Annotated in this window: 18 protein-coding genes; 6 read left to right on the plus strand and 12 right to left on the minus strand. The window is 46.6% G+C overall.

Features of this window, described 5'->3' with window-relative positions:
• Positions 1-40 precede the first annotated feature (40 nt).
• The 5 genes from holA to ICN19_RS03505 form a co-directional block, all read right to left on the minus strand.
• Entirely contained in the window at positions 41-1,102 is a 1,062-nt protein-coding gene (gene holA / locus ICN19_RS03485; protein WP_216245786.1) for a DNA polymerase III subunit delta, read from the minus strand.
• Positions 1,103-1,117: 15 nt separating this feature from the next.
• Positions 1,118-1,645 carry an LPS assembly lipoprotein LptE gene (lptE, locus tag ICN19_RS03490; protein WP_216245787.1) on the minus strand — a complete coding sequence of 176 codons (528 nt, stop codon included), beginning with the start codon at positions 1,643-1,645 and terminating at the stop codon, positions 1,118-1,120.
• A 15-nt stretch (positions 1,646-1,660) separates the two neighbouring features.
• Positions 1,661-4,333, minus strand: coding sequence for a leucine--tRNA ligase (gene leuS, locus ICN19_RS03495; RefSeq protein WP_216245788.1), 2,673 nt, complete (start codon positions 4,331-4,333; stop codon positions 1,661-1,663).
• A 42-nt stretch (positions 4,334-4,375) separates the two neighbouring features.
• On the minus strand, positions 4,376-5,176 hold the full coding sequence (dapB, locus tag ICN19_RS03500; RefSeq protein ID WP_216246029.1) for a 4-hydroxy-tetrahydrodipicolinate reductase: 801 nt from the start codon (positions 5,174-5,176) through the stop codon (positions 4,376-4,378).
• A 72-nt stretch (positions 5,177-5,248) separates the two neighbouring features.
• Positions 5,249-5,887 carry an outer membrane protein assembly factor BamE gene (locus tag ICN19_RS03505; protein WP_370625125.1) on the minus strand — a complete coding sequence of 213 codons (639 nt, stop codon included), beginning with the start codon at positions 5,885-5,887 and terminating at the stop codon, positions 5,249-5,251.
• A gap of 139 nt (positions 5,888-6,026) precedes the next feature.
• Here ICN19_RS03505 and fur point away from each other — a divergent pair, with 139 nt between their 5' ends.
• On the plus strand, positions 6,027-6,470 hold the full coding sequence (gene fur, locus ICN19_RS03510) for a ferric iron uptake transcriptional regulator (RefSeq protein WP_167345985.1): 444 nt from the start codon (positions 6,027-6,029) through the stop codon (positions 6,468-6,470).
• Between the two features lie 121 nt (positions 6,471-6,591).
• On the opposite strand, the gene gap is transcribed toward fur, so the two are convergent.
• Together gap and tkt are read right to left on the minus strand one after the other, a co-directional pair.
• Positions 6,592-7,620, minus strand: coding sequence for a type I glyceraldehyde-3-phosphate dehydrogenase (gene gap, locus ICN19_RS03515; RefSeq protein ID WP_068320409.1), 1,029 nt, complete (start codon positions 7,618-7,620; stop codon positions 6,592-6,594).
• Between the two features lie 41 nt (positions 7,621-7,661).
• The gene (gene tkt, locus ICN19_RS03520) at positions 7,662-9,653 is read right to left on the minus strand and encodes a transketolase (RefSeq protein WP_216245790.1); all 1,992 of its coding nucleotides are present in this window, start codon (positions 9,651-9,653) and stop codon (positions 7,662-7,664) included.
• A 44-nt stretch (positions 9,654-9,697) separates the two neighbouring features.
• Here tkt and ICN19_RS03525 point away from each other — a divergent pair, with 44 nt between their 5' ends.
• Positions 9,698-10,459, plus strand: coding sequence for a 16S rRNA (uracil(1498)-N(3))-methyltransferase (locus ICN19_RS03525; protein ID WP_216245791.1), 762 nt, complete (start codon positions 9,698-9,700; stop codon positions 10,457-10,459).
• A 33-nt stretch (positions 10,460-10,492) separates the two neighbouring features.
• Here ICN19_RS03525 and ICN19_RS03530 read toward each other — a convergent pair whose 3' ends face one another.
• Both ICN19_RS03530 and ICN19_RS03535 read right to left on the minus strand, forming a co-directional pair.
• Positions 10,493-11,113: a barstar family protein gene (locus ICN19_RS03530; RefSeq protein ID WP_216245792.1), complete on the minus strand. Its 621-nt coding sequence runs from the start codon at positions 11,111-11,113 to the stop codon at positions 10,493-10,495.
• 127 nt (positions 11,114-11,240) lie between these two features.
• Positions 11,241-13,562, minus strand: coding sequence for an NADP-dependent malic enzyme (locus ICN19_RS03535; protein WP_216245793.1), 2,322 nt, complete (start codon positions 13,560-13,562; stop codon positions 11,241-11,243).
• Between the two features lie 106 nt (positions 13,563-13,668).
• Between ICN19_RS03535 and thiL the strand changes: the two genes are divergently transcribed.
• From thiL to ICN19_RS03550, 3 genes are read left to right on the plus strand one after another with little or no spacing between them, the layout of a single operon-like run.
• Positions 13,669-14,694 (plus strand): thiamine-phosphate kinase, encoded by a 1,026-nt coding sequence (thiL, locus tag ICN19_RS03540; RefSeq protein ID WP_216245794.1) that lies wholly within the window; start codon positions 13,669-13,671, stop codon positions 14,692-14,694.
• The gene (locus tag ICN19_RS03545) at positions 14,691-15,251 is read left to right on the plus strand and encodes a phosphatidylglycerophosphatase A (protein ID WP_216245795.1); all 561 of its coding nucleotides are present in this window, start codon (positions 14,691-14,693) and stop codon (positions 15,249-15,251) included. Before thiL ends, ICN19_RS03545 begins: the two co-directional genes overlap by 4 nt.
• A gap of 9 nt (positions 15,252-15,260) precedes the next feature.
• Entirely contained in the window at positions 15,261-15,740 is a 480-nt protein-coding gene (locus tag ICN19_RS03550) for a CinA family protein (protein WP_216245796.1), read from the plus strand.
• 18 nt (positions 15,741-15,758) lie between these two features.
• Here ICN19_RS03550 and corA read toward each other — a convergent pair whose 3' ends face one another.
• Positions 15,759-16,724, minus strand: a complete 966-nt coding sequence (gene corA, locus ICN19_RS03555) for a magnesium/cobalt transporter CorA (protein ID WP_216245797.1) — start codon at positions 16,722-16,724, stop codon at positions 15,759-15,761.
• Between the two features lie 73 nt (positions 16,725-16,797).
• On the opposite strand from corA, the gene pyrF reads away from it, so the two are divergent.
• The gene (pyrF, locus tag ICN19_RS03560) at positions 16,798-17,643 is read left to right on the plus strand and encodes an orotidine-5'-phosphate decarboxylase (RefSeq protein ID WP_216245798.1); all 846 of its coding nucleotides are present in this window, start codon (positions 16,798-16,800) and stop codon (positions 17,641-17,643) included.
• A gap of 21 nt (positions 17,644-17,664) precedes the next feature.
• Here pyrF and mtgA read toward each other — a convergent pair whose 3' ends face one another.
• Together mtgA and aroE are read right to left on the minus strand one after the other, a co-directional pair.
• Positions 17,665-18,408 (minus strand): monofunctional biosynthetic peptidoglycan transglycosylase, encoded by a 744-nt coding sequence (gene mtgA / locus ICN19_RS03565; RefSeq protein WP_216245799.1) that lies wholly within the window; start codon positions 18,406-18,408, stop codon positions 17,665-17,667.
• 9 nt (positions 18,409-18,417) lie between these two features.
• On the minus strand, positions 18,418-19,323 hold the full coding sequence (gene aroE / locus ICN19_RS03570; RefSeq protein ID WP_216245800.1) for a shikimate dehydrogenase: 906 nt from the start codon (positions 19,321-19,323) through the stop codon (positions 18,418-18,420).
• Positions 19,324-19,332: the final 9 nt, after the last annotated feature.

The following is a 19,332-nucleotide window of genomic DNA, read 5'->3' on the forward strand; positions in this document are numbered from 1 at the left end:
TTGCTCTCTGATTACTCTTCACTTACTCTTTGCTCACTTCTTAACGCAATAAATTTCCTACTAAGCGTAAGCCATCCCAAGGGTCTGCTGGCAAATCTGCAGCATGCAGACCTTTTACCTGACGATCCAATCCTGCGGCAACCTGCATCGCTCTTCTCAGCTTTAGAGGTTGCACTCTTCTCAATGCCGCCGGGTATAAACGCTCTTTATTTCCCCAAATGCGGTTGGCGCGCATGAGATTCTGTACAGACTCCCCTGCATCACTCGCCGCCTTCAGTTTAGATAGTATCCGAAGCTCTTCGGTTACGCTCCACAGAATCAATACCAGCGGCTCGCCCTCGCCTTTGAGACCATCCAACATGCGATTCAGCCTTGCCAAATCCCCAGCGAGCATAGCTTCGGTTAACTCAAAGACGTTATAGCGTGCCACCTTCAGAATAGAAGAGCGAATTTGCTCTTCAGTCAATTTCCCAGTGGGATACAACAAACCTAATTTCAGAATTTCTTGATGGGCGGCAATTAAATTGCCCTCCACCTGATCAGCAATAAACTGAAGTGCTCGCTGACCTTCTGGACCTGCCTCAACTTCTTGATCTTGTCGCTTAAGACGTCCTGCAATCCACTGCGGCAAGTGACTGCGATCCAATGAATCAATCTGAATTGCCATACCTGCATCATCCAAAGCGCTGAACCATGCTGAGGTTTTAGTCTTGCCATCCAAGCGAGGCAAAACGATACAAACCACGGTATCAGGACCTTCAGAACCCACTGACTGCGTAGCAATTTGAGCCGCAAACTGTTTGAGCGCGTCTGCTCCATCGCGCCCAGGCTTGCCAGTCGGGATGCGTAACTCTACCCATCGCTTATCGCCAAACAAGGACATGGTCTGGCCTGCACTTAACAGGGCACTCCAATCAAATCCACGCTCCTGCAGCAACACCTCACGCTCAGTAAAGTTCTGCTTCTTTGCTGCAGACCTCAGTTGGTCCATCGCCTCCATCATTAGCAAAGGCTCATCACCACTAAAGACATATAGCGGCAACATAGCGGCGCCCGAGCTCAAGGACTTGAGATGCGCGTGAAGGGAATCAACTTTAATCATGCGCGCTACGTCTGATTAAAACGCTCTTGCTCGCGGTGATTTAGCAGTGGCAGCTACACGTCGCAAAATCTGAATTGCTAAATCTCGACGCATAAGCGACAAAAATTGTTGAATTTGAACATCGGTTGCCAAGACTGTTGAAACACTAAAGTCCATATCCCGAGTCATATAAATCTCTGCCTCTGGAACCACTTCAGCACCTGCCATATCAAATGCTCTAAAGCCAACACGAATATTGAGGCGATATGCTGACACTTGACCATTGGAGTTATATGCCAAGATCTCACGCCCATTTACATCGTTGGTAATTTCTAAGATAAGGTCTGCATCCTTGGGATTGAGAGCCACCTTGGCATCAGTCCCTGTCAAAATCGCAGTCTGCAAATCTGCCCGCAATGGTGGCGAAGGGCTGCCAGTAATGGCAATGACCTTGAAAGGTAAATCCACCATGCCGCGCAAACGATAGCCACAAGCAATCAAGCCGCTCAAGGGGGCGGTAGCAATCAAACCTAGCATTGTGCGGCGCAGGGAGTTTACGCTCATGTCTTTATCTTCTATTTAAGCAACAATATTCACAAGGCGGCCTGGGACCACAATAACCTTCTTGGGTGCGCCACCATTTAATGCTTTTTGTGCAGACTCACTTTGTAAAGCCAAAAGTTCAATTTGCTCTTTATTGGCATCTGCAGGCACCTTAATATCGCCACGCAGCTTGCCATTAATCTGCAACATCAAAGTAATTTCCGTTTGAATCAAAGCGGCTTCATCTACAGAGGGCCACGGAGCATCTAGCAATGGTCCAAAAGTTTTTACATAGCCCAAATCTGTCCAGAGTACATGCGTCAAATGAGGAACTACCGGGTAAAGAACACGCAACAAAATACTCAGACATTCACGCAATACAGGAGTGCTGATCTTAGAGTCTTGGTCCAACTTAATAGGTTCAAGCACATTGAGCATTTTCATAGCAGCAGACACAACGGTGTTGTACTGACGACGTTGATAGTCAAAATTAGCCTGCTTCAAAATGGTGTGCACTTCGCGACGCAATTCTTTTTCAGCATCATTTAAGTTGCCTGGCAATGAATCAGACGCGTCACGCAAAGCGCTCGCTTGACTGCTGGAATACATCCATACTCGGCGCAAGAAACGAGAGGCACCGTCTACGCCTGCCCCAGACCATTCCAGCTGTTGCTCAGGAGGAGCAGCAAACATGACAAACAAGCGGGCTGTATCAGCACCATATTCATCAATCAAAGCCTGTGGGTCAACACCATTGTTCTTGCTCTTAGACATCTTCTCAACACCCCCAACTACAACTGGTGTATTAGAAGTATCGCCAATCAACTTAGCACCCTTAGGGCGACCTTTTTCATCAAGATCCAATTCCACATCTAGTGGATTGAGCCAAGTCTTTTTGCCAGAGGCATCTTCAGAGTAATAGGTCTCATTAAGCACCATGCCTTGCGTTAAGAGATTCTGGAATGGCTCATCAAAGGTAATGAGATTGAGATCACGCATGACCTTGGTCCAGAAGCGCGCATAAAGCAGATGCAAAATTGCATGTTCAATACCACCAATGTATTGATCCATTGGCATCCAATACTCATTGCGCTCATCAACCATAGTCTTCGCATTGGGACCGGTATAGCGCATGAAATACCAAGAAGAATCAACAAAGGTATCCATAGTGTCAGTTTCGCGACGCGCAGGCTTGCCACACTTCGGACACTTCACATCCAAAAAGTCAGCACGTTTATTGAGAGGATTGCCGCTACCATCTGGCACGCAATCTTCAGGCAATACCACCGGCAAATCCGCTTCAGGCACCGGGACTGCGCCACAACCAAGATTGCTCTCATCGCCACAATGAATAATCGGAATCGGCGTACCCCAATAACGCTGGCGAGAAATACCCCAATCACGTAAGCGATAGGTCGTCTTGATTTCACCAATGCCGAGCTTTTCTAATTCTTTAGCAACTGCACTTACTGCCTCATCGTGGGATAAGCCATCAAACTGCGCGCTATTAAAACAAACCACGTCATCTTTTTGGGCATACCAGTCTTCCCAATGCGTAGTATTAAACATCGGTGACTCGCCTTTGAGTGCAATCACTTGCTTAATCGGCAACTCATACTTCAGTGCAAATGCAAAGTCGCGCTCATCATGTGCAGGCACACCCATGACTGCGCCATCACCATAAGACATCAAAACGTAGTTACCAACCCAGACGGGCACAGGCTCATGCGTCAAAGGATGCGTGACATACAAGCCAGTAAACATTCCTTCTTTTTCTTGAGTAGCCAAGTCAGCCTCAATCACGCTGCCCGTTTTGCACTTCTCAATAAATGTAGCAAGTGCTGGATTATTGGCAGCCGCCTTAGTGGCTAGTGGGTGCTCTGCCGCCACTGCGCAAAAGGTAACACCCATGATGGTGTCTGCACGCGTAGTAAATACATACAGCAAGCCGTCTTGAATAAAGTTACCATGGTCATCAGCGATTTCATGTTTAAACGCAAACCGCACCCCGCGACTTTTACCAATCCAGTTTTGTTGCATTGTCTTCACGCGCTCTGGCCAACCCAAACCCTCTAAGCCAGAGAGCAAAGGTTCAGCGTATGCGGTGATATTGAAGTAATAACCGGGAATTTCACGCTTCTCAACTAAAGCGCCAGAACGCCAACCGCGCCCATCAATCACCTGTTCATTTGCTAAAACAGTTTGATCAATCGGGTCCCAATTGACTACCTGAGTTTTACGATAGGCAATACCTTTTTCCAGCATCTTCAAGAAGAGCCACTGGTTCCAACGATAGTAATCAGGACTACAAGTTGCAACTTCACGTGACCAATCAATTGCTAAACCCATCGCAGCCATTTGCTTTTTCATATAAGCAATGTTGTCGTAGGTCCATTTTGCTGGAGGTACTTTATTCTGAATCGCTGCATTTTCAGCGGGCATACCAAACGCATCCCAACCCATAGGCATCAAGACGTTGTAGCCCTGCATGCGGAGTTGACGTGCCATCACATCATTAATGGTGTAGTTGCGTACATGACCCATGTGGAGCTTGCCAGATGGATAAGGCAACATAGAACAAGCGTAGTACTTGGGCTTTTTTTTGCCTTGTGCATCAACCGCGTTCTCTGCTACTTGATAGACTTGCGCACTTTCCCAATCAGCTTGCGCTGCGGCTTCAATACTGCGGTAGTCGTAATCCTTACTCATTCTGCGACAACTCTTTTCTTCTATCTTTAATTAATTAACTAATTATTTGCGCAAGCCTAGAACATCTTGCATATCAAACAAACCATTACTTTGGCCTTGTAAGAAACGGGCAGCGCGCAATGATCCTTGCGCGTAAGACTGACGGCTTGAAGACTTGTGACTAATTTCAATACGCTCACCGTCGCCAGCAAATAGCACGGTGTGGTCACCTACGATATCGCCACCACGAATAGTTGCAAAACCAATCGAACCCTCTTTGCGTTCGCCGGTATGGCCTTCACGAGCATACACCGCAACGTCATCTAATTTTTCACCCAACGCATCCGCAATCACTTCACCCATCTTGAGTGCTGTGCCCGAAGGCGCATCTACCTTATGCTTATGATGCGCTTCAATAATTTCAATGTCATATCCTTGATTGAGCATCTTGGCTGCAATCTCAAGGAGCTTAAATGTAGCGTTCACACCCACACTCATATTTGGCGCAAACACAATCGCTAGTTTTGACGAAGCTTTTTTCAAGTTCGCAATTTGATCGGTAGTGAGACCAGTAGTGCCGATAATCATTTTGGTACCGGTCTTTTCAGCCACAGCCAAATGAGCCATGGTGCCTTCCGGCCTAGTGAAGTCGATCAAGAATTGGGCATCGGCCAATACCTGAGCCACATCAGCGGAAATCAGCACACCAGTCTTTTTACCCAAGAATGCGCCAGCATCTTCGCCCAGTTGTGGGCATGCGGTATGCTCAAGTGCGCCAACCAACTGCGCATCTGTTGTGTTGAGGACAGCCTCAATCAACATCTTACCCATACGGCCTGTTGCGCCTGCAATTGCAATCTTCATCATGTGTTTCTTCGCTTCTTATTCAAGTGAGCCAAAACAGTAATCTTGGCATCAGTACAAAAGTGATTTCTATTACTTAGAATCTGCCGCCTTTGGCACATCATTTAAAGTGCCAGGCCCCAACTGAGGAGACTGTGCAGCTGGATCATTCTTTGAGGAGCCAAAAAAGTCCCAAAATGAACTACTCTTTGGGGCCGGAGGTATTGCCGCTCCAGCAGCCAAGTTATCAGTCTTACTTGGAACCAATAATTCAGGGCTCTGTAATGGTGGAGTAACTGGAGGCTTATTGGATCCAGTAACCACATCCCAGAATGAACGCTTTGTTTTGGCGTAGTTATCGATCTCTGCAACCAACTCGACTTCAGTAGGCAATGCATCACCCTCAAACTTCACCACCTTGTCACCATCAAAAAACACGGTGACATGACGCTCTTTGCCAATAGGTTGACCAGAGCGTTTAAATTCAAAAATATAATCCCAACGGTTTGCGTGAAAGTAACTTGCTAACAATGGTGTACCTAAAATTTGACGCACCTGCTCGCGACTCATGCCAAGCTGTAGCTTTGAATACTGCTCGCTAGAAATAAAGTTACCTTGCACGACATCGGGAACATAAGGCCTAAAGATCTTGTTCATCCAAGCGCGCTGAGTATTGTCAACCGCAGAAGTGCAGCCAACCACCCCCATGAGCCCAAAAAGGGTGAGCGCCACAACTCCCAATCGAACAGGGGAATAAACACCCTTTAAAACTGGGTTCAAAAAGCGGGTAAAAAGTTCAAGGCAATTTTGCATGGCTGGCCGTATCATTAAGACATTGATTTTAGCTCCCAATGCCATATATATGACCCAAATCCCTACCCCTGAAAATTTACGTGATATTGGCCTGAAAGCAACTGGGCCGCGGATGAAAATTCTGGATTTTTTCCATCAAAACGGTGGTACCCACTTTAGCGCTGAAGATGTTTTTATGGCCCTAGCCAAAGAAGACAAAGAGATCGGTTTGGCCACTGTTTATCGGGTTCTCACCCAGTTTGAACAAGCCGGCCTACTCCTGCGCAGCCATTTTGAATCCAGCAAAGGGGATAGCAGGGCTATCTATGAGCTCAATGAAGGGCAGCATCATGACCACTTGGTCTGCATTGATTGTGGCCATGTCGAGGAATTTGTAGACGAAGCCATTGAAAAAAGGCAACGTGATATCGCTAAAAACCTCGGATTTAAGCTCCAAGAGCACTCCTTAGCCATGTATGGCCAATGTCAGAAGAAAAATTGCCGCAATAAACAAGCAAAATAGGTTGTTTTAGCCCCTCAAAAGCAAAAAAGACCTCGATTTGAGGTCTTTTTTCACATAATTAAGCTTAAAAAGAAGATTTAAGCGTTTTTTAACTACTTTTAACCACTCTTGGCTGTTTTTATTACTTTACAGCCATTAATGCTTCAGCGGCATTGAGCATTTGGACTGAATAACCCCACTCGTTGTCATACCAAGCCAATACCTTAACCAATTTGCCATCTGCAGAAACGCGAGTTTGGGAAGCGTCGTAAATACTTGGACGTGGATCATGGTTAAAGTCGATTGAAACCAATGGCAAGGTATTAAAGCCCAAAATACCTTTGAGCTCGCCTTCGCTAGCCGCCTTGAGAATAGAGTTCACTTCATCAACGCTAGTAGCGCGACTTGCAGCGAAAGTAAGATCCACTACTGAAACGTTAATCACCGGCACGCGCATTGCGAAACCATCAAAGCGACCTGCCAAAGCTGGCAGAACCAAACCTACTGCCTTAGCAGCACCAGTCTTCGTTGGGATCATGCTGGTTACAGCAGAACGCGCACGACGCATATCCTTGTGATACACATCAGTCAAAACTTGATCATTTGTAAATGCATGAATCGTTGTCATCAAACCAGACTCAATGCCAATCTTTTCTAGGAGAGGCTTCACTAGTGGAGCTAAACAGTTTGTTGTGCAGCTTGCATTCGATACAACCACATCACTTGGCTTGAGTACGTTTTGGTTTACGCCATAGACAATCGTTGCATCAACATCTTTTTCACCCGGAGCAGAAATCAATACTTTCTTCGCGCCCTGCTCAATATGAATCATGGCTTTTTCTTTAGAGGTGAACTTACCCGTGCACTCTAAAACTAAATCCACACCCAATTCACCCCAAGGAGTTTCTGCAGGATTGCGTGTACAGAACATCTTGATACGATCGCCATTTACCACCATGCAATCACCATCTACAGAGACCTCAGCTGGGAAGCGGCCGTGAGCTGAATCGTATTGAGTCAAATGAGCATTAATGGCAATATCACCCATCGCATTAATTGCAACAATCTTGATATCGCGGCGTGGTTTGCCGTTGACTTGATCTTCATATAAGGCACGCAATACCATGCGGCCAATACGCCCATAACCATTAATTGCGACACGAATTGTCATTTACTTCCCCTTACTAATATTGAATTTATTGCGTATTTAAATTACTTCTTTGCGATGCATTGTTTAACAGTCTTCGCAATCTGATCAGCAGTCAGGCCAAAGTATTCGTAGAGTTGCGGGGCAGGCGCAGACTCACCAAAGGTATCAACACCATGCACCGCTGCACAACCATACTTCCACCAGAAATCACTTACGCCCGCTTCAACTGCAATACGTGGAATATTGGCTGGTAATACTTTTGCTTTGTACGCGGCATCTTGTTGATCAAACACGGTGGTTGAAGGTATCGAAACAACGCGAACTCCCAAACCTTCTTTTTCTAATTGTTGCGCTGTTTGTAAAGCGAGAGCAATTTCAGAGCCAGTAGCCATAATCACTGCATCAATCTTGCCAGATGGATCACGCAACACATAACCACCGCGAGAAATTTCTTTGATTTGTGCAGGGGTGCGGGAGACAAATGGGCAATTCTGACGGCTAAAGATCAATGCGCTAGGACCATTCTTGCGCTCAATTGCTGCACCCCAGGCTACCGCACTCTCAGTGGTGTCACAAGGACGCCAAACCATCAAATTTGGAATGAGGCGTAAGCTGGCTACGTGCTCCACAGACTGGTGAGTTGGTCCGTCCTCGCCCAAACCGATTGAGTCATGCGTAAAGACAAAAATACTACGCAACTTCATCAAGGCAGCCATACGCAAAGCGTTACGGCTGTAATCTGAGAAAGTTAAGAAGGTGCCACCAAATGGAATGTAGCCACCATGCAGAGCGATACCGTTCATGATGGCGCTCATACCAAATTCGCGCACACCGTAATTAATGTGATTACCCCACTGATCGCCACGCACAGGCTTGCATGTAGACCAATTGGTTAAGTTAGAACCTGTTAAGTCAGCAGAGCCGCCCATAAATTCTGGTAACGCTGGCGCTAGAGCTTCAATTGCATTCTGACTTGCTTTACGAGTTGCAATAGTCTCAGCCTTAGTTTGGCAAGTTTTTAAATACGCATTTAATGTAGATGAAAAGTCTTTTGACAATTCACCTTCCATGCGGCGCTGTAATTCAGAAGCGAGTTCTGGAAATTTATTTTTATATTTCTGGAATTCTTTATTCCACTCATGCTCAGCTGCTTGACCACGTTTTTTAAAATCCCATGCAGCATAAATATCTTTCGGAATTTCAAACGGGGCATAAGGCCAGTTCAAAGCAACGCGAGTAGCTGCAATTTCAGCAGCACCTAATGGTGAGCCGTGCACCTTATCGCTACCAGCCATATTAGGTGAGCCTTGACCAATGGCGGTCTTGCAGCAAATGAGTGTCGGCTTATCGCTCTTTTTAGCCTTAGCAATGGCCGCAGAAACCGCTTCTGCATCATGCCCATCCACATCGCGAATGACATTCCAACCATAAGCCTCAAAGCGCTTGGGCGTATCTTCGTTAAACCAAGAAACCACTTTGCCATCGATCGAGATGCCGTTGTCATCCCACAATGCAATTAACTTATTCAGCTTGAGTGTGCCAGCTAAAGAACAAACCTCATGGCTAATACCTTCCATCAAACAACCGTCACCTAAAAATACATAGGTGTAGTGATCAACAATGTTATGACCAGGACGATTAAATTCTTCAGCAAGTAATTTCTCGGCCAATGCCATACCAACCGCATTCGAAATTCCTTGACCAAGTGGACCAGTAGTTGTTTCTACTCCGGGAGTGATTCCATATTCAGGATGCCCCGGTGTCTTGCTATGCAATTGACGGAAATTTTTCAACTCTTCAATCGGCAAGTCGTAACCAGAAAGATGTAAGAGTGAATACAACAACATGGAGCCGTGACCATTTGATAAAACAAAACGATCGCGATCCATCCAATGCGGATCGGTTGGATTGTGTTTTAAATGTTCGTTCCAAAGACCTACAGCAATATCTGCCATACCCATCGGCATACCAGGGTGACCTGAATTTGCCTGCTGTACTGCATCCATGGATAAAGCGCGAATGGCATTGGCCATGCGAATTTGAAGGTTTGACATCGTAAAAGTGGTCTCGAGGAAAATAAATTGGCTATATTTCAGTAATGCCTCAATTTTATCTTCCCGGACCATGGGAATCCCAAAAGCCAACGACCCTCACACCCGAGGTTGCCCACCATTTGCGTGTTCGACGCATTCAGGCCGGGGAATTCTTCCCAGTATTTGATGGAAAAGGCCAAGTTGCCAAGGGAGAGCTCCTCTCTTTGAGCGGAAAAACAGGTCAAGTTCAGCTAACCGACATCCGCAAAGATACCCATCGCGAGACCCCTTACGCCATTACCCTGGCCCAGGGACTAGCTGGTGGCGACAAAATGGACTGGATTGTTGAAAAAGCGGTTGAGACTGGCGCCCAAAATATTGCTCCGATGCAATGTGAGCGCTCTATTCTCAAGCTGACTCGTTCAAGTGATGCTGAGCGCGCCCAAAAACGGCTTGCCCATTGGGAAGGCATCATTCAAGCAGCCTGCGAACAATGCGATCGCACTGTCTTTGCCAGTCTGGAGCCCATTCAAACTTTTGAGGCTTACTTAAAGGCAATTCCAAAACCTGCCCTCAAGTTACTTCTTAGTCCTGATGCAACAAATAGCATGTATTCAGTACTTCTAGAACATGAACCTCAAGATATTGTCTTAATGATTGGTCCTGAAGGTGGTCACTCCCCCGAAGAAGAGGCTCAGGCAGAGGCTGCAGGCTATCAACTGGTATCCCTGGGTGAGCGCGTGCTGAGAACGGAAACGGCTGGCGTGGTGGCCATTACAGCCGTCCACAGCGTATGGAATCCTGAAATGCAAAATCGCCTCAAGTAGAGGCGATTTATGGAGCTTCTAAGGCTTTTGCTATTAAGCGAAAGAATAGAAAACGCGGTATGGAGTGCGGCGCTCAGCCCAGAAATCAACTGCATCACGGAAAACATCTAAAAGTGTTTCGCGCGCTTCTTTGTCAAACTTCTGAGTGCAAGGCAAGCCTTCAAGCACCACAACAAAGCCAGGCTGTGGGCCAGACTTATCAACCGTAGTGGTCAAAGCATCTAACAAAGGATCGTAGTTTTTTGCCTGCTGCTTAGTAAACGAATAAGCAATCGCAATGGATTCCAAAACCTCGCCCTTAGTCATTGCATTGGCGCAATTGGCATAAATGAAGTGTTGACCCAATTCTGTTGCGGCTTCCTGCAAATCAGGGGTACGGAAAGCACGAATCGATTGCACAATATTTGGGCGCACACTGCGCAACATAGCCGGCGGTCCGGCATCGCGAACGGCCAAAGCGGCACGCCAAGAAGCTGTCACTTTTTTCCCCGAAACTTGATTTGCTGCATAGGTTTGTAAACGAGATAAACCGCCTTCAGCATAAATGTTGGCAGCGGATGATTCGGTTTCAAGTCGATCATTGCTATCCCAACTTTCAGCACGGCTCTGTTCTTCGAAGCTGGCTGTATTGCTGTTTTCAGAGCGATTATTCATGATGGGTGCTAGGTTACCCGTAACACGCCATCAAATCAAGCCCAAATACAGTGCATTTTATGTAACACACTGATTTATATAGAAATAAATTATGTAAGTTATCGCTAACTTACATAATTCAAGGGTCTTAAGAAATGCCTCTTGCGTTGCTTGCGGCCTCAACAACTGCCAAAGTTGTCACATTCACAATACGACGAACTGTCGCTGCTGGGGTCAGAATATGAATTGGCTTAGCAACACCTAATAACAATGGGCCAATTGCAATGCCGTTACCCGCTGCTGTTTTTAGCAAGTTATAAGAAATGTTTGCTGCATCAATATTTGGCAGAACTAAGAGGTTGGCATCACCCTTTAATGGAGAAGATGTTACCGCGCCCGCACGAATGGTTTCATCCAAAGCACTATCGCCATGCATTTCACCGTCCACCTCTAGGGTTGGATCTGCTTTCTGAATCAACGCCAATACTTCGCGCATTTTGATTGCAGATGGTGCGTTGCTTGAACCAAAATTGGAATGTGAAAGCAGCGCTACTTTAGGTACGAGACCTAACTTACGCATCTCACTTGCAGCCATCAAAGTTAGCTCGGCTAATTCGCAGGCAGATGGGTCGATGTTGATATGGGTATCAACTAAAAATACTTGGCGACCGGGCAGGATCAGACCAGACATCGCACCATATACATTGGCACCAGCCTCACGACCAACCACTTCATCCACATACTTAAGATGAGTTGCGGAATTACCAACCGTTCCACAAATCATGCCATCGGCCATGCCTTTGATAATCATGATGGATCCGATCAAGCTATTGCGACGACGCATCTCTAACTTGGCAAAAGATTCTGTCACACCCTTACGTTCTGTAAGGCCAAGGTAGGTTTGCCAGAAGTCACGGTAGCGCGGATCATTCTCTGGATTAACAACCTCAAAGTCATCGCCCGCCTTCATACGAAGGCCAAACTTCACAATTCGATGCTCAATCACAGCTGGACGACCAATCAGGATTGGTGTTGCCAAATGTTCGTCGATGATGATTTGCACTGCACGCAATACACGCTCATCTTCACCTTCAGCAAACACAATGCGTTTTTGATTTGCAGGCACGCGTTTAGCAATGCTAAAGAGCGGCTTCATCAAAGTACCAGAGTGGTACACAAATTGTTGCAACTGATTGCGGTATGCATCGAAATCTTTAATCGGACGTGAAGCAACGCCATCATCCATTGCAGCTTTAGCAACAGCTGGAGCAATCACAGTAATCAAACGCGGATCAAATGGCTTAGGAATTAAATACTCCGGACCAAAGGAAAGGTTTTCAATACCGTAAACCGACGCTACAACCTCACTCTGCTCTGCTTGAGCCAACTCCGCCACAGCCTTGACTGCTGCGACTTCCATGCCACGAGTAATAGTGGTTGCGCCTACATCCAATGCGCCACGGAAGATAAACGGGAAACACAAAACGTTATTAACTTGGTTCGGGTAATCAGTGCGTCCTGTTGCCATCACCGCGTCTGGACGAACTGCTTTCACTTCTTCAGGCAAGATTTCTGGGGTTGGATTTGCTAAGGCATAAACCAATGGCTTAGGCGCCATCTTCTTCACCATATCTTGCTTCAGCACACCACCAGCAGAAAGGCCTAAGAAAATATCCGCGCCTTCAATTGCTTGATCGAGTGTGCGTAAATCTGTGTCTTGGCAGAATGGTTCCTTCTCTGGATCCATCAACTCTTTACGACCTTTGTAAGCAACACCAGCTAAGTCTGTTACCCAAATATTTTTGCGCTGAATACCAAGATCAACCAACAGATCTAAACAAGCTAATGCTGCGGCGCCCGCTCCAGAAGTGACCAGTTTTACCTCTTCAACTTTTTTGCCAACTACCTTCAAACCATTGAGGATGGCGGCTGCAACCACAATTGCAGTACCGTGCTGGTCATCATGGAAGACCGGAATCTTCATACGCGCTTGCAACTTGCGCTCAACTACAAAACAATCAGGCGCTTTAATGTCTTCTAAATTAATGCCACCGAATGTTGGCTCTAATGCCGCAATAATTTCTACCAACTTATCTGGATCGTTTTCATTAACTTCGATATCGAAAACATCAATGCCAGCAAATTTCTTAAAAAGAACTGCTTTACCTTCCATCACCGGCTTACTTGCCAATGGCCCAATATTTCCCAAACCTAAAACGGCAGTACCGTTTGTGATGACGCCAACTAAATTTCCACGTGCTGTGTACTTAAAAGCATTCGCAGGATCTTTAACAATTTCTTCACAAGGAGCAGCAACACCTGGCGTATACGCCAGGGCTAGATCTCGTTGATTGGTTAGTTGCTTTGTGGGGGCAATTTCAATTTTGCCCGGAGTAGGAAACTCGTGGTACTGGAGGGCTGCCTCTCTTAAGGCTGCAATTTGTTGCTCTTTATTGTTTTCTTTGCTCATTCACTAGCTCGCTAAATTTCGTCTTATCTTTGTTTTATCTAAGACAGTTAAGAGCTTAATTCTATTCCTCTCGGGCGCTCACTACATAACCGCCATAAAATGAAGCATGTCTTCTCATTCCACACCCCCTGGGGAATTCGACCTCATTGAACGTTTTTTTAAAACGGGTGCGAATTCTTTGCGTACCAATGCAGATCAAGCCATTACCCTTGGAATTGGCGATGATTGCGCCCTAATTAAGCCCGGGGCGGATGAAGAAGTTGCCATCACTAGCGACATGCTGGTTGAAGGTAGGCATTTTTTTGCTGGCGCCAATCCCGAGCTATTAGGCCGCAAAGCCCTAGCAGTCAACCTTTCAGACTTAGCAGCCATGGGTGCAAGACCCATTGGATTTACACTGGCAATTGCCCTTCCAACCGTTGATAACGCATGGTTAGAGGCATTTTCAAAGGGTCTTTTTGCTATGGCGGCAGAGTATTCATGCCCCCTCATAGGAGGCGACACCACAGCAGGACCACTGACGCTTTCAATCACTGCTTTTGGCGCAATCCCTACCGGAGAAGCCATTCGTAGATCAGGGGCAATGCCGGGTGATGACATTTGGATTTCAGGAACCGTTGGTGATGCCAGACTTACTCTTGCTGCACTGCGTCATGAAATTAATCTCCCCGCTGAGGATTTGCAACAAATAGAACACCGCATGCACAACCCCACACCGAGAACTGAATTGGGTGTGCAACTTAGAAATATTGCGAGCTCCGCCCTAGATGTATCCGATGGTCTTCTTGGCGACTTACGTCACATTTTGAAACAGTCACAAGTCGATGCTGAAATTCAGTTAGGCAAGCTGCCAAAATCTGCAACTCTACAAAAGCAAGGCATGCAAATTCAAAAACAATTTTCTGCATGCGGTGGAGATGACTACGAGATTTGCTTTACTGCCCCAGAAAGTCAACGCGACAAAATCGAAGCGATTAGCAAATCAATTGGATTGCCTCTCACCATCATTGGCAAAACAGTTCTTAAAAATGATGTTGAAGCAAAAGTATATTTACTAGATGAGTCTGGCATTCTTTTGAGTGATGCAGAAGCTGCCCCATTTTTAAAATCATTTGATCACTTTGCATCATGACGAATCCTCAGAATTCTGTTGAAGTGAAGCCAACTTTTAAGTGGGTATTTCAAACCGCTAGTCGGACCATTGCATTTGGCTTTGGTAGCGGTCTCAGCCCCGTAGCACCAGGCACTGCCGGCACGCTCTGGGCCTGGGCAGCCTTTCTGGTCGGTGAATACTTTCTCAGCACTGAAGATTTTCTCTGGACTATTGGTGGTGGCATAGTGCTTGGCTGCTGGATCTGTGGCCATGTTAGCGAAGAGCTTGGTAAAAAAGATTTTGGTGGAATTGTTTGGGATGAAATTGTTGCCTTTTGGTTAGTTCTGATCTTCATCATGCCAACCAATATTTGGATGCAAGCAATTGCATTTGGGCTGTTCCGTTATTTTGATGCGATGAAGCCAGGTCCAATTGGAATAATTGACCGCCACTTTAAAGATATGGCAACCGATCATTCCAAGCGCTCTTCTTTATTACAAATTATTTGGCGCGGTTTTGGCATTGTGATTGATGATCTTGCGGCTGCCTTTTGCACACTCCTCATCATTGCCTTGTTGCAGTTTCTAATTAAATAACGATCATCAATGAAAACAGCGGACCTCACTAAAACATTGGCTGAGATTTTGCTTTCCAGAAATTGGACGGTATCACTCGCTGAGTCTTGTACTGGCGGCCTAGTCTGCGCCACCTTAACCGAGCTATCAGGATCAAGTGAATGGTTTGAACGTGGCTACATTACCTATAGCAATGAAGCTAAAACAGAATGTCTTGGGGTTCCAGCGGGAATCATTGAGACCCATGGGGCAGTCAGTGAGGCCGTAGCAAAGGCAATGGCCGAGGGTGCCAGGATCAACTCGGGGAGCAATGTGGCGATCTCCATAACTGGGGTGGCTGGACCAACCGGTGGGTCAGAAGAAAAACCGGTTGGAACTGTTTGGTTTGGCTGGGCTACCGCAAATCAAATCCTGACCAAAACCATGCGCTTTGACGGCGATCGTCAAAAGGTGAGAGAGCAAGCAACCGTGTTTGCGCTTGCTGAGTTAATCGCCTTACTGAGAAGTTAAAAAACTACAAACTGCTGATTACTTCATCCAGCCTTTGCTATGGAAGTACCAAAGTGGGATAAGTGCAGAAACCAACATCGCACCAATTGCCATTGGGTAACCCCAAGTCGCATCTAATTCCGGCATATGTTTGTAGTTCATGCCCCAGATACTGGCAAGTAAGGTTGGCGGCATTAAAGCTACGGATACCACCGAGAAGATCTTGATAATTTTGGATTGGTTCAAATTAATGAAACCGACGGTAGCATCCATCAAGAAGTTAATCTTGTCGAATAAGAAAGCAGTATGATTTTCGAGTGAATCAATGTCGCGCAAAATTTGACGCGCCTCCTCTTGCTGTTCATCAGAGAGCAACTTGCTGCGCATAAGGAAAGATAAGGCTCTGCGGGTATCCATCACATTACGACGAATACGTCCGTTGGTATCTTCCTCTTTTGCAATTGTCTCGAGAACTTGTTCTGCATCTGCATCATTGATATCGTCTTGCAAGACTCGTTTACCTGCTTGTTCGAGGTTTTCATAAACCTCTTCCAAAGCATCCGCAGAGTACTCGGCATCAGTTGAATACAAATCTAGCAATACGTCTTTTGCATTACTCACCGATCCAGGACGTAAACGCGCACGCAAGCGAACTAAGCGGAACACTGGTAAATCTTCATCATGAATCGAGAACAATACTTGCTTGGTAAGAACGAAAGCGACTCGAACGTTACGAGAAGTTTCTTCCTCATCCAATAAGAAATCAGTACGAATGTGGAGGTGACCATCATCTGCTTCGAAGTAACGTGCAGAAGCTTCCAAGTCGCCCAAGTCATCTAGCTCGGGCAAGAGTACGCCAAACGCCTCTTTAATCCAGATTAATTCCTCTTCTTCTGGATCAACCACGTCAATCCAGATAGGATTGGCATATTGCAACAATTCATTGCGATCTTCGACTTGCTCTTGAGAGAGGCGGCCATTTTGCAGGACGAACAAGTTGATCATGGTGAACTCCTAAGGAATGTGCGCTAGTTTATCCTATACAACATGACAGTTTCACTAAAATAAGCCAAATCCAATGAACTCTCGCTCAAATACCTTTAACCAGCAACTCCAGTCCGCATGGGCTTTCCAAGGCAGCATGCTGTGCGTTGGTTTTGACCCGGACCCAAAGCGCTTACCCACAACCCTGCAAGGGAAACCCGAGGGGATCTACGAGTTCTGCCGTGAGATTGCCGATGCAACCGCTGATTTGGTCTGCGCCTTCAAGCCCCAGTTTGCCTACTTTGCCTCCCAAAGGGCAGAAGCCCAATTAGAAAAACTTATTAAGCATCTCAAAGACAAATACCCCCATATCCCCGTAATTCTGGATTCCAAGCGAGGGGATATTGGCAGCACGGCAGACCACTATGCCTTAGAAGCTTTTGATCGCTATGGGGCTGATGCAGTAACTGTGAACCCCTATATGGGTTTTGACACCATTGAGCCCTACCTCAAGCATGCAGGCAAAGGGGTGATTGTTTTGTGCCGCACATCCAACCCAGGCGGATCGGATTTGCAGTTTTTGAATATCGCTCCTAATGGCGAACCCCTGTATCTACATGTAGCCAAACTTGCCGCCCAACAGTGGAATGGCTCAGGCCAGATTAGCCTGGTAGTTGGCGCGACCTTCCCAGAGGAAATCGCCAAAGTACGCGCCATTGTTGGCGAGATGCCTTTGCTAATTCCGGGTATTGGCGCTCAAGGTGGTGACATTGATGCTACCGTCAGTGCTGGAAAAATCATAGGCAAGCCGGGAACTGGGATGATCATTAACTCCTCCAGAGCTATTCTGTACGCGAGCTCCGGAAGTGATTTTGCAGAAGCCGCCAGAGCAGTTGCCCTGAGCACGCGTGATGCCCTCAGAGCTGCAGCAAATAAATAACTAAGAAATTGCTAAGCGCTCTTACTTTTTTGGGTAAGGCGCTAATGCAACCCGATCCATGCCTTCCAAGATAAATTCTTGGCGAGCGGAGTAATTAATACTTCCTCGACGGCAGTACTGTTGTCTATCAAAACACTTGGGTGCAGGTAACGCCGAGGCTAGTGCGGCAGCCTGGTCTCGGTCCAGTGAAGCCGGGCTGGTAGCGTAATAGTGCTGGGACGCAGCTCCAACCCCAAAAATGCCCTCACCCCACTCCACCGAATTGAGATAAATCTCATACAGCCTCTGTTTTGAAAGAGTTAACTCCAAAAGCCCAGTGATGATGAGCTCTTGCCCTTTGCGCAAATAGTTTTGCTCCGAGGAAAGAAATAAATTTTTTGCTAACTGCTGCGTAATGGTTGAACCACCTCGCAAAGCTGTTTTTGATTTATTGCCTGCTTGAGTTTTTTGCTGATTTTGCTGTTGATTCTTTTGCCAAGCTTTTTGCATATCCTCTATCCGCACGCCACTGTGCTGAAAGAAGATATCGTCTTCACTGACCAGAACTGCACGCTTGAGATTATTGGAGATCTTGTCGTATGGCACCCATTGAGATTGCATGGAGCAACTCCAATGCCATGAACATAAGCGCCAACGCTCAGCCCGCTGGAATGCGGTACTACTCGGATCCAAGCCTATCCATAAGGCAATCTGTAGAGCAAAGAATATTTGCATCGCCACAAATCCTGCTAGCAAACATTTCACTGGATAGAGAAGCCAGCGCATCAGAAAAAATCAGCTACGTAGCTCTGACAACACTGCACGAGGATCAATAGAACTTGCCAACTGCGCACCACGCCATAGCAAGAATGCATCAGCCGCTTGCTCAACCAACATTCCAAGGCCATCACTAACCCGTGCACCCCGTTGAAGGGCTTGCTGCATGAAAGCGGTAGTTTTGCCATAGACCATGTCATAAGCAAAAGAGCTGGGCACAAAAATATTGCTCACCGCCTGCGAACTCAAAGGTGATTCATCCGTCAGACCAGCGGCGGTGGCATTGATTACCAAATCAAATGGGTACTGCGTTTTTGCAGGATCCTCCAGACCAGCCAAAGTCCTGGACTCGAGTGCAACTTCTTTAGATGCCGCTAGATCAGCAAAGAGTTTGACCAATTCATCCGCTTTAGCGTTCGAGCGATTAGCAATAATGAGTGATTTGGGGGCTTGCTCCAATAGCGGGCCAATCACGCCACGCGCAGCTCCGCCAGCACCAATCAGCAAAATACGAGCACTATGGAGTGCAATACCTTGCGCCAAAAGATCACGCACGAGACCAGCACCATCGGTGTTGTCACCAAAAATTTTGCCCTCAGTTTTCCACAAAGTATTAACGGCGCCCGCCAATTGCGCACGGGGTGTTAATACGTCAGCCAGATTTTGAGCATCCAACTTAAAAGGTACCGTGACATTCATACCTTTGCCACCTGCAGCAAAAAATGCTTTAGCTACTTGCGCAAATGCACCTACCTCAGGCTGAAGACGCCCATAGTGCATACGCTGCTTTGCTTGCTCCGCAAAACGTTGATGAATTGCTGGAGATTTACTGTGCGCAATCGGATTACCAGACACAGCATAAACATCCACGCCAGCAAAAAGGCTTGGGTCTGTGTGCAAAGAGGCGGCATTCGTGGAACTCATAATGACTAC

This window comes from Polynucleobacter sp. AP-Capit-er-40B-B4 (genome assembly GCF_018882245.1).
Lineage (GTDB): Bacteria > Pseudomonadota > Gammaproteobacteria > Burkholderiales > Burkholderiaceae > Polynucleobacter.

Excerpts from the sequence above, each read along its gene's own strand:
- holA (WP_216245786.1), bottom strand. The coding sequence starts at position 1,102 with ATGATTAAAGTTGATTCCCTTCACGCGCATCTCAAGTCCTTGAGCTCG.
- lptE (WP_216245787.1), bottom strand. The coding sequence starts at position 1,645 with ATGAGCGTAAACTCCCTGCGCCGCACAATGCTAGGTTTGATTGCTACC.
- leuS (WP_216245788.1), bottom strand. The coding sequence starts at position 4,333 with ATGAGTAAGGATTACGACTACCGCAGTATTGAAGCCGCAGCGCAAGCT.
- dapB (WP_216246029.1), bottom strand. The coding sequence starts at position 5,176 with ATGAAGATTGCAATTGCAGGCGCAACAGGCCGTATGGGTAAGATGTTG.
- gap (WP_068320409.1), bottom strand. The coding sequence starts at position 7,620 with ATGACAATTCGTGTCGCAATTAATGGTTATGGGCGTATTGGCCGCATG.
- tkt (WP_216245790.1), bottom strand. The coding sequence starts at position 9,653 with ATGTCAAACCTTCAAATTCGCATGGCCAATGCCATTCGCGCTTTATCC.
- ICN19_RS03525 (WP_216245791.1), top strand. The coding sequence starts at position 9,698 with ATGCCTCAATTTTATCTTCCCGGACCATGGGAATCCCAAAAGCCAACG.
- ICN19_RS03530 (WP_216245792.1), bottom strand. The coding sequence starts at position 11,113 with ATGAATAATCGCTCTGAAAACAGCAATACAGCCAGCTTCGAAGAACAG.
- ICN19_RS03535 (WP_216245793.1), bottom strand. The coding sequence starts at position 13,562 with ATGAGCAAAGAAAACAATAAAGAGCAACAAATTGCAGCCTTAAGAGAG.
- thiL (WP_216245794.1), top strand. The coding sequence starts at position 13,669 with ATGTCTTCTCATTCCACACCCCCTGGGGAATTCGACCTCATTGAACGT.
- ICN19_RS03545 (WP_216245795.1), top strand. The coding sequence starts at position 14,691 with ATGACGAATCCTCAGAATTCTGTTGAAGTGAAGCCAACTTTTAAGTGG.
- ICN19_RS03550 (WP_216245796.1), top strand. The coding sequence starts at position 15,261 with ATGAAAACAGCGGACCTCACTAAAACATTGGCTGAGATTTTGCTTTCC.
- corA (WP_216245797.1), bottom strand. The coding sequence starts at position 16,724 with ATGATCAACTTGTTCGTCCTGCAAAATGGCCGCCTCTCTCAAGAGCAA.
- pyrF (WP_216245798.1), top strand. The coding sequence starts at position 16,798 with ATGAACTCTCGCTCAAATACCTTTAACCAGCAACTCCAGTCCGCATGG.
- mtgA (WP_216245799.1), bottom strand. The coding sequence starts at position 18,408 with ATGCGCTGGCTTCTCTATCCAGTGAAATGTTTGCTAGCAGGATTTGTG.
- aroE (WP_216245800.1), bottom strand. The coding sequence starts at position 19,323 with ATGAGTTCCACGAATGCCGCCTCTTTGCACACAGACCCAAGCCTTTTT.